The organism is Burkholderia sp. AU27893 (assembly GCF_002223205.1).
Classification (GTDB): domain Bacteria; phylum Pseudomonadota; class Gammaproteobacteria; order Burkholderiales; family Burkholderiaceae; genus Burkholderia.
On record NZ_NKFD01000004.1, the window covers coordinates 1064712 to 1076911 of the forward strand.

A 12200-nucleotide genomic window follows, 5' to 3' on the forward strand; every position below is an offset into this window, starting at 1 on the left:
CCACGGAGTCGCCATGAGCGAGGCGCACGTATCGGTCGATGTCGCGCAGCAGGCGCGTTTCTGTTTCGAAGTGGTATTCGCCGGCACGACGCTGGCGCCGGTGCTCACCGACGAACCGCCGCCGCACGGCGACGGACGCGGGCCGAACCCGATCCGGTTATTGGCCGCGGCCGTCGCGACCTGTCTCGCAGCGAGCCTGCAGTTCGCGCTGGAAAAGCAGCAGGTCGATCCGCAGCCGATTGCCGCGCATATCGACGTCGACATGGTGCAGAACGAAGCGGGCCGGGTGCGCGTGGGCGCGATGTCGGTACGGCTGTCGATCGGCAAGACGTGGGCCGATCTCGCAGCCGCGCAGCGCGTGCTCGATCAGTTCGATGCGTACTGCGTACTGACGGAGAGCCTGCGCGAAGGCATTCCGGTGTCGGTCGACCTCTGTGACGTGAACGGCGCGGCGCTCGAACACGCGGCGACGCACGCGTGAGCGCGCGTCAGGCGGGTCAGGATTCGGCCGCGGCCGCGACTTCGGCTGCCTCGGCGAGCGCGTTGAGAAAGCGCGTGCGCCACCAGTGCACGTCGGTCTTGCGCACGATCGCCATCAGCGCCGCGTGACGCTGGCAGCGCTCTTCGAGCGGCATCGTGAGCGCGCGCTGGATCGCCTGCGCGGTGCCTTGCGTGTCGTACGGATTGACGAGCAGTGCCGACTTCAACTGCTCGGCCGCGCCGGCGAAACGCGACAGCACGAGCACGCCCGGATCGGCGGCATCCTGCGCGGCGAGAAATTCCTTCGCGACGAGGTTCATCCCGTCGCGCAGCGGCGTGACGAGCGCGACGCGGCTCGCGCGGTACAGGCCCGGCAAGCGCTTGCGCGCGACGGTGCGGTGAATGTAGCGCATCGGCATCCATTCGAGTTCGCCGTAGTCGCCGTTGATCGCGCCGCACAGGCTGTCCATCTCGCGCCGCAGGTCGTCGTACGCGCCGAGATCCTCGCGGCTCGGCGCGGCGATCTGGATCAGCGTCGCGCGGTTGCGGTTCTCCGGATATTGCTCGAGCAACTGGCGGAATGCATTCACGCGCTGCGGCAGCCCCTTCGTGTAGTCGAGGCGGTCGACGCCGACCAGCAACTGGCGGCGCGAGTATTCATCGCGCATCCGCTCGAACATGTCGAGGCCGTCGCGATCGCGGGCGAGCGATTCGAACTCGTCGACGTTGATGCCGATCGGGAATGCGCCGGCCGACAGCGTGCGGCCGAACGCGCGCAGGCGGCCGTCGGGCAGCCGCGCGGCGCCGGCTTCCGCTTCGACGTAATGCTCGAAGTGAAGCAGGTCCGACTCGGTCTGGAAGCCGACGAGATCGTAGGCGAACAGCGACCGCATCAGCCATTCGTGCTCCGGGATCGCGGCCATGATCGGCGGCGGCGGCATCGGAATGTGCAGGAAGAAGCCGATCGGGTTCGTGCAGCCCATCGCACGCAACTCGGCGGCGAGCGGAATCAGCTGGTAGTCGTGGACCCAGATGGTGTCGTCGGGGCGCAGCAGCGTGCGCAGCTTGCGCGCGAACAGCTGGTTCACGCGCCGGTAGCCGTCGGCGAAGCGGCGGTCGAACTGCGCGAGATCGAGGCGGTAGTGAAACACCGGCCACAGCACGTTGTTCGAATAGCCGAGGTAGTACGCGTCGTAATCCTGCGGATCGAGATCGATCGTCGCGAGCTGGATGCCGCCGACGTTCTGGATCTGCACCTCGTCGCCGTGCGCAGGCTGGTCGTCGCCACCGCGTAACCTCCCGCTCCAGCCGAACCAGACGCCGCCGGATTCCTGCAGGCTGTCCTTCACGGCGACGGCGAGCCCGCCGGCCGCGGCTTTACGGGGATCTGCAATGCGATTGGATACGACGACGAGTCGGCTCACCAGCTCTCCTGACGATTGTTGAGGGAAAGGTTCGTGCGGCCGTGGCGCGAGAAGCAGACGCCGCCATCGATGCGCGGTGCGCGCAGCGACAGGGCCGCAATGCGATCGGACGGGAGTCAGGGCACGCGACTCGCCGTCCGATTGCGGAGTGCTTTTTTAAGCATACTCGTCATTCGGCTGTTTTAAAAGTCTGCATCGGCGCGCGACGCGCGTGGGAATCCAGCGCGATCTCCATGACGCCGGTGTGGCGACGTGAGAAACATGGGCGGGACCGAATCTTGCGCAGCGCTGCCCATTCAGCGTGCATCGTGTGATGAGGAGGCGGGCACGTCACGCGCAATCGAGCGTGACGATGTGCGTTTCATGACGTGCGCACGCGGCCCGCGCCGGTCAGTGGAAGCGACCGGCGATGCCGTGGCGGTGCCGACGTGGGAGCGGCACCGAGCGACACTTATGCGTGCTGCGCACGCGTGATGCGAATCGGCGCAGCGCGACGTCGCGCATGAGAACCGGCCGCGTCGGACGGTGACGATACGCAACTGCACCGCGTGCCGCGTGCGGCCGCGCATCGCGCAGTGCGCGCAAGCGTGACGCAGGCGGATCGGCGGAACAGCGGGCGCATCGTCGTCCCGGTGCGGTATCGATTATGCAGTTCCGCAGTTCCGCAGTTCCGCAGTTCCGCAGTTCCGCGGTTACGCCGTGGCCGGTTGCCAGTGATGCGCGGCGGGCGCTTGCGCGTACGCGCCCGGCGACGCCCCGTGCGTGCCGGACGGCATCCGGAACGCGGCCACCGTTTCGGACAGCTCACGGCCTTGCGCCTCGAGCGACTTCGATGCGGCCGCGGCCTGCTCGACGAGCGCCGCGTTCTGCTGGGTCGTCTCGTCCATCTGCGTGATCGTCAGGTTCACCTGGTCGATGCCGCGGCTCTGCTCGGCCGACGCGGCCGCGATCTCGCCCATGATGTCCGTCACGCGCGCGACGGCCTGCGTGACGTCCGACATCGTCTTGCCGGCTTCGCCCGCGAGTTCGGAACCGTCGCGGATCGTCTGCACCGACGCGGAGATCAGTTCCTTGATCTCCTTTGCCGCCGTCGACGAACGTTGCGCGAGGCTGCGCACCTCGCTTGCGACCACCGCGAAGCCGCGCCCCTGTTCGCCCGCACGCGCGGCTTCGACGGCCGCGTTCAGCGCCAGGATGTTGGTCTGGAACGCGATGCCTTCGATGATGCCCGTGATGTCCGCGATCTTCGACGAGCTTTGGCCGATCTCCGTCATCGTGTCGACCACGCGGCCGACCACCGCGCTGCCGCGCTGCGCGACGTCCGATGCGTTCGCGGCGAGCGAACTGGCCTGTTGCGCGTTCTCCGCGTTCAGGCGCACCGTCGACGTGAATTCTTCCATCGTCGCGGCGGTTTCCTGCAGCGACGCGGCCTGTTCCTCGGTGCGCTGGCTCAGGTCGAGGTTGCCCGATGCGATCTCGCTCACCGCATGCGCGATGCTGTTCGACGAATCGCGCACGCGGCCGACGATGCCGATCAGCCGCTCGTTCATCGTTCGCAGCGCGTCGAGCAGATCGCGCGTCTCGTCGTTGCCGCTCACGTCGATGCGGCTGCCGAGGTCGCCGTTCGCGACCGTGCGCGCGACGTCCACGGCCGAGCCGATCGGCACCGTGATCTTGCGCGTCAGCCACAGGCCGCCGGATGCCGCGACCACGACCGCGATCAGGCAGATGCCGGCCAGCAGGTTGCGTTCCATCGCATAGCGATCCGCGAACTGCTGCGCGATCGCGAGCTCGCGTTCATGCGTATAGGTTGCGTATGCATCGGTTGCGCGCACCAGTTGCGCGAGCAACGGCCGGCAGTTGTCGTCGATGTCGGCGATCGCCTCGTCCTTCTTGCCGGCCTGCGCGAGCCCGACGATGCGCAGGGCGACGGGCCCGTAGCTGGCTTCGATGCGCACGATGTCGGCGACCAGTTCGCGCGCGCGATCGGAGGTGTCCGTGGCGTTCGCCATCAGGTCCTTGAGCTTCGCGAGGCGATCCTGCACGTCCTTGTGCGCCTGGTTCACCTCGGCCAGTTCAAGCTCGAGGTCTGACGGTTTGGTCGTGAGCACGAGGTTGCGCGCGGCGATCGCGCGCCGGTCGACCGCGGTGCGGATTTGCGCGGAAACGCTCGCCCGCGCATTGATGCCGTTCATGTAGCGGGAAAATTCGGCGTTCGTATCGGATAGCGCCTTGAGTGCCATGCCCGACACGATCACGACGACCGCGGCGAGCAGGCCGAAGCCGCCAAGGAGTTTTGTTTTGATGCTCATTCTGGCGATTTTCACAGTGTGCCTCTGTGCGTGTGGTTGACGAATTGAATTTATTGTTCGACCAGATACGGGCTCGTGTCGGCATTAACGGGTATCCGGGATGATTCTTTACCCTTCGAAAACCCTGATATTAGTTTTTTTCGCGCTGGAATCGTTGCCAGTAGGGCTCTCCTGATTTTGATCAAAAATCGGCGGAGTGCCCGTGATTAAAAGGTTTATACGTGGAATTTGAAACCGGTTTTCGTGGGTGAAACAAAAGCACTCGTTTTGCTAATAATTGTCTGATGAATCGGTTTCGATTTATGGATGAATACCGGGATTGGGTTTCGATTTAATTGGGGAGGGAACCGGTGAGCGTCGCTGGCGAATGCCGCACGATTGGCGGTTATCGCGGATCAACGGAAACTCGCGGCGCAAGGGGCGCCGGAGCGAGGCCCGCGGCGGGCGCCGCGGACCATGAAACGGTCAGAACGTGGTGCGCAGCCCGGCCATCACGCTGCGGCCGCCTTGCGGCGCGAAGCCGCGCACGACCGAGGTCGAATAGCGGATTTCCTGGTTCGTCAGGTTGTCGCCGCGGAGGTACGCGAGCCAGTGCGTCGGGCCGACGCGGAACTTGTACGTCAGCATCACGCCGAGCGACGTGTAGCCGTCCGTCGAGAAATCGTTGTCGGGCACGCGATGCTGCGACCACGCATGCGTGACCTGCGCCCGCGCACCGAACGGGCCGTAACCGTAGTCGGCCGCGAGCGTCGCGCGCAGCGGCGCGATGCGCGGCAGCGGCTGGCCCGTGTCGACGTTGCGCGCATGCGTGTAGTCGGCCGTCAGTTCCAGATCGACCGTGTGGCCGCGCCGCGCGAACGCGCGCCACTTGCCGTCCAGCTCGATGCCGTAGAACTCGGCGCGCACGCCGCGATAGATCGCTTCGTTCAGCGCGCCGTCGGTGCCGGGCGCGACGGGCTCGTCGTCGCCGTCCACGACGCGGCCGGTGTTGTACTCGGTCAGGTAGTTCGAGAAGCGGTTGTAGAACAGGCCGACGCTGCCGCGATTCGGGCCGCTCGCGTAGCGCAGCGACAGGTCGGTCGACACCGCCTTTTCCTTCGACGCGTTCGGGTTGCCGATCAGGAACTGCCCGGTCGCATCGTGCGGGCCGTTCGAATACAGCTCGTAGAAGGTCGGCGCGCGTTCGGTGTACGCGACGTTGGCCGCCACCGACCAGACGGGCGTCAGCGAGAACAGTGCGCCGGCCGACAGGCTGCCCGCGTTGAATTCGCGCGGCTGCGCCCCCGCGAATTTCTCGACGCCGGCCGGATCGGGATCGACCTTCACGTGTTCGAAGCGGCCGCCGAGGCTCAGCTTCAGCGCGGGGACGACCTGCCATTCCTCGAGGCCGAACAGCGCGACGCTGTTGGTGCGCGTGGACGGCACGAGCAATTCGTCGCCGAGCGCGGAGAACGTGTTCTGGCCGAACTGCACGCCGATCGCGCCTTCGAACGGGCCGATCTTGCGATGCGTTGCCTCGATGCGGGCCTCGTAGCCGCGATTGCGGAAGGTGGTCGCGGTTTCGCCGTTGTTGACTTCCTTGTGACGGTAGTCGGTGTACGCGAAGTCGAATTTCAGCTTCGTGAACGGCCCGCTCAGGTTGCGCACCTCGGACGCGAGCGCGAGGCGCTCCTGGCGCATCCGCAGCCGCACGTCGCTTTCCGCGACGGAGCCGTAGTTCGATTCGTAGCCGCTGTAGGACAGGCCCGCGAAACCGTCCGCCCACGTGTACGACGCGCCCACCGCGCCGCCGTGCACGCGGCCGTCGCTGTTCGGCACGTTGCCGTACGGCTGCGGCGCATCGGGGCCGTCGATCGCGCGTTGCGCGCTGCTGCGCGCGTAGCCGGGAATCCGCAGCTTGCTCGTCTCGCGGTCGAACGCATCGACGTGGAACGCGAAGCGGCCGTTGCCGCCTTCGACCTGCGCGGCGCCCGCGCGCACCGAGTTCGCGCCGCCGTAGCGCGCGTCGAGCGCGCCCGTCACGCCCTCGATCGCTTCGCGCGGAATCCGGTTGTCGATCGTGTTGACGACGCCGCCCACCGCATTGCCGCCGTACAGCAGCGCGGCCGGGCCGCGCACGATCTCGACGCGTTCGATCGACAGCGGGTCCTGCGGCACCGCATGGTCGTACGACAGCGACGACGCGTCGTACGCCGCGACGCCGTTCTGCAGCAGCCGGATCCGGTCGCCATCCATCCCGCGGATGATCGGGCGGCCGACCATCGGCCCGTAGGTGGTGGTCGACACGCCGGGCAGCCCGTTCAGCGTTTCGCCGAGCGAATCGGCCTGGCGGCGCGTCAGCGCATCGCCGGAAAGCTGGGCGGTCGGCGCGATCAGTTCGTTGTCGCCGAGCGGGTTCGCGGTCACGAAGATCGGGGCGAGCGTGGTGGTCGGCGGCGTGCCGGACACGGCGGGCGGTTCGGTCTGCGCGTGCGCGACGGCGGCGAACAGCATCAGCGAAAGGGACGAGAGCGGGCGAAGCGGTAGACGAGGGAGGTCGCGCATGGTCGGTGAATCGGTTGGAATCGGATCGGATAACGAGCGATGCAGGTCACGGCTGGATACGATATATTGTTGCGTCAGTGGCGCGCAGTGACCCGTTGGAACATGGCTCGGCGAGGCTCGGCCACCCACAGTGGAACGGCGTCAGGCGGACGAGCACGCGAAATGATATGTTATATCATGTCAAAATCCAAGCCGGATGGCGGGATCCTGTCGGGTTTCTGTCGGATGGGTGAAATGGCGGCGGGAGTGGAAATCGTCTGCGCGGTGTTCGGAACGCCCGCCTGAACCCGACGACGCGATGCGCACGCCGACGCGTTGCCGATACGCGGGCCAGGTGCGTGTTGCCTGCGTTTGGTGTCCGTCGAAGCGGCCCGCCGGAAGCAGCCCTGCGCTGATCGATGCAGCGGGCGCGGCCCTCCGCTCCTGGGTCGGGAGCCAGCGCGATGCTGCGTCGCGCGACGGTGCGACGTCTTGTAGCGGTGGCCATCGCCGTGCATTGCCCGCGTGTTGATGCGTATCAACGTCGTTCGATTCCGAAACCGGATACTGGATCGCTCATTGACCAGGCAGGAGCGACCCATGACCCAAACCATGAAAGCGGCCGTCGTGCACGCATTCGGCGAACCGCTGCGCATCGAGGAAGTGCCCGTGCCGACGCCGGGGCCCGGCCAGATCCTCGTCAACATCAAGGCGTCGGGTGTGTGCCATACCGACCTGCACGCGGCCGATGGCGACTGGCCGGTCAAGCCGACGTTGCCGTTCATTCCGGGGCATGAAGGCGTGGGCATCGTCGCGGCGGTCGGTGCGGGCGTCACGCACGTGCGCGAGGGGGATCGCGTGGGCGTGCCGTGGCTCTACACGGCCTGCGGCCATTGCGAGTACTGCCACACGGGCTGGGAAACGCTGTGCCACGGCCAGCAGAACACCGGTTATTCGGTGAACGGCAGCTACGCGGAATACGTGCTGGCCGATCCCGACTACGTCGGTCATTTGCCCGCGCAGGTTGCGTTCGACGAGATCGCGCCGATCCTGTGCGCGGGTGTCACCGTCTACAAGGGCATTCGCGTCACCGATACGCGCCCGGGCCAGTGGCTCGCGATCTCCGGCATCGGCGGCCTCGGCCACGTGGCCGTGCAGTATGCGCGGGCGATGGGCCTGCACGTCGCGGCCATCGACATTTCACCCGACAAGCTCGCGCTGGCGCGGCAGCTCGGCGCGGAACTGACGATCGACGCGTCGATCGACGATCCGGCCAAGGTGATCCAGAAGGAGATCGGCGGTGCGCATGGCGTGCTCGTCACGGCCGTGTCGCGCAGTGCATTCGCGCAGGCGCTCGGGATGGTGCGGCGCGGCGGCACGGTGGCACTCAACGGCTTGCCGCCCGGCGATTTCCCGTTGCCGATCTTCTCGACCGTGCTGAACGGCATCACCGTGCGCGGGTCGATCGTCGGTACGCGGCGCGACCTGCAGGAATCGCTCGACTTCGCGGCCGACGGCCTGGTGCGCGCGCATATCCATCGCGACCGGCTCGGCAACATCAACGACGTGTTCGCAAAGCTGCGCGAAGGCAAGGTCGATGGACGCATCGTGCTGACGGACATGCATTGACGTGATGCGCGCCGCGCACGTGCCGTCAATGGAGCGACGGCACCACGCTGCTCAACGCTCTGCCGGAAACCGCTCCTGCAATGCATGCAGCCAGCGCGCGACGACATCGAGTTCGTCGTCGGAAAACCCGTCGCACAGCTTGCCGTTGAGTTCGCGCAGCAGCACGCGCGCGCGCTTGAGCGCGGCGTGGCCTTCATCGGTGAGGTACAGGCGCGTCGCGCGGCCGTCGTCCGAATCGGCGTGACGCGTAATGAGGCCGGCTTTCGCCATCCGGTCGGCGAGCCCCGTCATCGCGGACGGCGCAAGCTGCAGCGCGGCGCCGACTTCACCGATCAGCGCGCCATCCTGTTTCGCGAGACAGAACAATGCGCCGGCCTGCGCGGCGCTCGCACGCGTCTCGGTCTCCGCCTTGCGGTCGATCCAGCGCTGCACGCGCCGCTGGCCGATGTTCAACATGAAAAACAGTCGTCGGTCTTCGCTCAAGCTGGGTTCCCGGCTGCAATGGAAAGGGAGGGGCGGCCCGCGGTTCGCGTCGTGTCGAGCGCCTGCGCGAGCCAGTCGGCCACGTCGGGCCACAGCACGGTGCCGGGGCGGCTGCGGAAGAAGCCCATGTGCCCGACCGGGCCGCTGCCCGCCGCGTGCGGATCGATCTGGCGGCGTTCGACCGTCGCGCGGGTCAGATAGCTTACCAGCAGCCCGATCGCAGGCGGGTTCGCCCACGGGTCGTCGTCGAAGCCGAGCGCGAGGATCGGCAACTGCTGTTTCGCGTAACGCTCGGCCGCGCCGAGCGTCGGATCGTCGAAGAAATAGTGCGGCAGCGTGGTCCAGCGGCTCCATTCGCGGAACACGCCGGCCGGCATGTCCTCGCCGAGCCCGAGCCGCTTGCCGGGCACGTAGCCGAGCAGCGCCGACATCAGCGGGCCGAGCACGCGCAGGATCAGCCGCACCTTCAGGCGTTCGGCCGCCTGCGTGATCAGCCGCGTGCTGCCCGCATGCGCGGCGACCAGCACGGCCGCGCGCAGGTGCGGCGTCGCGGCGGACAGCCCGATCGCGTGCCCGCCGACGCTATGCCCGACCGCCAGCAGCGGCAAGCCTTCATACGCCTGCCGCGCCCACGCGGTCGCGGCGCCCACGTCGAGTTCCATCCAGTCGCGCATGCGGGCCTGCAACGCACCCAGGCGCGCGGGGCGAGACGCGCCGATGCCGCGATAGTTGTAGGTGAGCGCCGCAAAGCCGCGTTCGGTCAGGAAGCGCGCGAAGCCCGCATACAGCCGCTCCGGCACGGCCGTTGCCGGATGGATCAGCACCAGCGCGCGCGGCGGCGCGTCCGGCGACCACAGCGTGCCGTGCAGCGCGTAGCCGTCGGCGGCGGAAAACTCGATGGGCTCGGAGGTCATGGCTGTCCTCGTGACGGGTAGTTATTTCGTATGCGAAATATAGTCCGTGATTTATTTCGCGCACGAAATATCTGTCGAGGATTCACTCGAACCGGGTTCCCGCGTGCGCGGCCGGCGGCATCCGGCGACGTCTGCCATGTCATAAAACATTTGCATCTTTCCATAGAAGAATATTGCGTTTGTTTCATGATGAAGATCGACGTATCTTCAGCGGTTCCATCCGTTCCGCCGGCCACCGTGCACGGCGGACCACCGGGCGCCGCCCGCGCGCGGCCGCCCGCCAACCCTCCGGGAGATCACGTTGTTGAGTCGAATCGTCACGGCACTCTTGCTGGCGCTTGCCGCGCAGCCCGGCATGGCCAAGGACACCGTCACGCTGCGCGTCGGTGAACAGAACTACTTCAACATCCAGGCGTCGATGGAGGCGTCCGGCGTGCTGAAGGACCTGCCTTACACGATCGAGTGGAAGCATTTCCAGGCCGCGGCGCCCGTCGCCGAATCGCTGAACGGCAATGCGATCGACGTCGGCTTTCTCGGCGATTCCGCGCTGCTCACGCTGGCCGCGCGCGGCGCGCCGGTGAAGGTCGTCGCGGTGTCGCGGCAGAGCCTCGACGGCGTCGCGATTCTCGTGCCGAAGGATTCGCCGGTGCGCACCGTGGCCGACCTGCAGGGCAAGACCATCGCCGTCTGGCGCGGCGCGTGGAGCCAGCAGCTCGTGCTGCGCGCGCTCGAACACGCGGGCTTGCGCGCCGATTCGGTCAAGTACGCGTACCTGATGCCGATCGATGCGACCAACGCGCTCGCGAATGGCTCGGTCGACGCCGTGTCGCTGTGGGAGCCGTTCGTCAGCACGCTTGCGCTGCGGCAAGGCGCGCGGCCCGTGACGACCGCGCAGGGGCTGATGCCGGCGCTGAGCTTCGTCGCCGCGAACGAGCAGGCCGTCTCCGGCAAGCGCGCCGAGATCACCGATTTCCTGCGGCGCGTCGTTGCCGCGCGCCAGTGGGTCGACAACCATCCGCGCGAGTATGCGGACCTGTGGGCGAAGCGCGCGAAGCTCGAACCCGACGTCGCGTACCGCTGGCTCAACAATGCGAAGCAGCGCGTCGGCCCAGTCGACGAGACGGCCGCGAAGGACGCGCAGAACACGGCCGATTTCCTGCACAAGGCCGGCGTGATTCCGGTCGCGTACGACACGTCGAAGCTGCTCGACCGCTCCTATGCGGGCGCGTTCACGGCGCCCGCGCAGAAGACGGCTGCCGCGCAGTAACGCGCGCCGCCTCCGTCGCGATTTTCGATCAAGTACCCCAAGGACATTCCGACATGCCAGTCGACATCATCGGCATGATCACCGCGACACCCGGCGCGGAGGTCGACGTACCGGGCGGCGCGGCCGTCCAGCCCGACTACGTGCGCCGCTTCGCGCAGGCGCACGAGGCCGCCGGCTTCGACCAGATCCTGGTCGGCCATTTCAGCAACGCGGCGGACGGCTTCATCGTCGCGTCGTTCGCGGCCGCCGCGACCGCACGCATCCGCCTCCTGCTCGCGCACCGGCCGGGCGTGATCGTGCCGTCGGCCGCCGCGCGGCAGATCGCGACGCTCGACGTATTCAGCGGCGGCCGGCTGGCGCTGAACGTCGTGTCGGGCGGCGACGATGCCGACCTGCAGCGCGACGGCGATTTCGTGCCGCACGATGCGCGCTACCGCCGTACCGGCGAATATCTCGACGTGCTGAAACGGATCTGGCAGGCCGACGCGCCGGTCGACCATGACGGTGCGTTCTATCGGCTGCGCGGCGCGTCGCCGGTCGTCAAGAGCGCCCAGCGGCCGCACGTGCCGATCTATTTCGGCGGCTCGTCGCCGGCCGCGCTGGCGGTCGCGGGCGAGCATGCCGACGTCTACATGACGTGGGGTGAGCCGCTCGCATCGGTGCGCGAGCAGATCGCGCGCGTGCGTGAAGCCGCCGCGCCGTTCGGGCGGGCGCCGCGCATCAGCGTGTCGTTCCGGCCGATCGTCGCCGATACCGAGGCGGCGGCGTGGGAAAAGGCCGAGGCGATCCGCGAGCGCGTGCGCGCGGCGCGGCTCGCGAACGGCCAGCCGATCGCCGGCCATGCGCCGCAGAATGCGGGTTCGCAACGGCTGATGGCGGCGGCCGCGCAGGGCGACGTGCTCGACGAGCGGCTGTGGATGGGCGTCGCGAACCTGACCGGCGCGCGCTGGAATTCGACCGCGCTGGTCGGCACGCCGGAACAGGTCGCGCGGGCGCTCGGTGCGTATTACCGGCTGGGCGTGTCGACGTTCCTGATTCGCGGGTTCGATCCGCTGGACGATGCGCTCGATTACGGGCGCGAGCTGATTCCGGCGATTCATGCGCACGTCGCGGAACTCGACCGGCATCACGCGGCGGTGACGGCGTAGGCTCCTGCAGCCCACGATGT

At 67.6% G+C, this 12200-nt stretch carries 9 protein-coding genes; 4 read left to right on the forward strand and 5 right to left on the reverse strand.

All coding sequences use genetic code 11. From position 1 onward, the window contains the following. The first annotated feature begins 13 nt into the window (after positions 1 to 13). Positions 14 to 481 (forward strand): OsmC family protein, encoded by a 468-nt coding sequence (locus CFB47_RS24740; protein ID WP_089462593.1) that lies wholly within the window; start codon positions 14 to 16, stop codon positions 479 to 481. 16 nt (positions 482 to 497) lie between these two features. Here CFB47_RS24740 and otsA read toward each other — a convergent pair whose 3' ends face one another. From otsA to CFB47_RS24755, 3 genes are all read right to left on the reverse strand, one after another. Continuing rightward, a complete protein-coding gene (otsA, locus tag CFB47_RS24745; RefSeq protein ID WP_089462594.1) occupies positions 498 to 1904 on the reverse strand; it encodes an alpha,alpha-trehalose-phosphate synthase (UDP-forming) in 1407 nt (468 codons plus the stop codon). A 692-nt stretch (positions 1905 to 2596) separates the two neighbouring features. Continuing rightward, positions 2597 to 4216: a methyl-accepting chemotaxis protein gene (locus tag CFB47_RS24750; protein WP_089462595.1), complete on the reverse strand. Its 1620-nt coding sequence runs from the start codon at positions 4214 to 4216 to the stop codon at positions 2597 to 2599. 465 nt (positions 4217 to 4681) lie between these two features. Next, positions 4682 to 6760, reverse strand: coding sequence for a TonB-dependent receptor (locus tag CFB47_RS24755; RefSeq protein ID WP_256946748.1), 2079 nt, complete (start codon positions 6758 to 6760; stop codon positions 4682 to 4684). Between the two features lie 579 nt (positions 6761 to 7339). On the opposite strand from CFB47_RS24755, the gene adhP reads away from it, so the two are divergent. Next, the gene (gene adhP, locus CFB47_RS24760; protein WP_047849938.1) at positions 7340 to 8368 is read left to right on the forward strand and encodes an alcohol dehydrogenase AdhP; all 1029 of its coding nucleotides are present in this window, start codon (positions 7340 to 7342) and stop codon (positions 8366 to 8368) included. 51 nt (positions 8369 to 8419) lie between these two features. Here the strand turns inward: adhP and CFB47_RS24765 are convergent, their stop codons facing one another. Both CFB47_RS24765 and CFB47_RS24770 read right to left on the reverse strand, forming a co-directional pair. Next, positions 8420 to 8851 (reverse strand): MarR family winged helix-turn-helix transcriptional regulator, encoded by a 432-nt coding sequence (locus CFB47_RS24765; protein WP_059240503.1) that lies wholly within the window; start codon positions 8849 to 8851, stop codon positions 8420 to 8422. Further along, positions 8848 to 9765: a serine aminopeptidase domain-containing protein gene (locus tag CFB47_RS24770; RefSeq protein ID WP_089462597.1), complete on the reverse strand. Its 918-nt coding sequence runs from the start codon at positions 9763 to 9765 to the stop codon at positions 8848 to 8850. Before CFB47_RS24770 ends, CFB47_RS24765 begins: the two co-directional genes overlap by 4 nt. 301 nt (positions 9766 to 10066) lie before the next feature. On the opposite strand from CFB47_RS24770, the gene CFB47_RS24775 reads away from it, so the two are divergent. Beyond that, positions 10067 to 11032, forward strand: coding sequence for an ABC transporter substrate-binding protein (locus CFB47_RS24775; RefSeq protein ID WP_179258978.1), 966 nt, complete (start codon positions 10067 to 10069; stop codon positions 11030 to 11032). 53 nt (positions 11033 to 11085) lie between these two features. Next, positions 11086 to 12180: an LLM class flavin-dependent oxidoreductase gene (locus CFB47_RS24780; RefSeq protein WP_089462598.1), complete on the forward strand. Its 1095-nt coding sequence runs from the start codon at positions 11086 to 11088 to the stop codon at positions 12178 to 12180. The last annotated feature ends 20 nt before the right edge of the window (positions 12181 to 12200 follow it).

Bases quoted from the DNA above. Each gene is read 5' to 3' on its own strand.
- CFB47_RS24740 (WP_089462593.1), top strand. From the start codon at position 14: ATGAGCGAGGCGCACGTATCGGTCGATGTCGCGCAGCAGGCGCGTTTC.
- CFB47_RS24750 (WP_089462595.1), bottom strand. From the start codon at position 4,216: ATGAGCATCAAAACAAAACTCCTTGGCGGCTTCGGCCTGCTCGCCGCG.
- CFB47_RS24755 (WP_256946748.1), bottom strand. From the start codon at position 6,760: ATGCGCGACCTCCCTCGTCTACCGCTTCGCCCGCTCTCGTCCCTTTCG.
- adhP (WP_047849938.1), top strand. From the start codon at position 7,340: ATGACCCAAACCATGAAAGCGGCCGTCGTGCACGCATTCGGCGAACCG.
- CFB47_RS24770 (WP_089462597.1), bottom strand. From the start codon at position 9,765: ATGACCTCCGAGCCCATCGAGTTTTCCGCCGCCGACGGCTACGCGCTG.
- CFB47_RS24780 (WP_089462598.1), top strand. From the start codon at position 11,086: ATGCCAGTCGACATCATCGGCATGATCACCGCGACACCCGGCGCGGAG.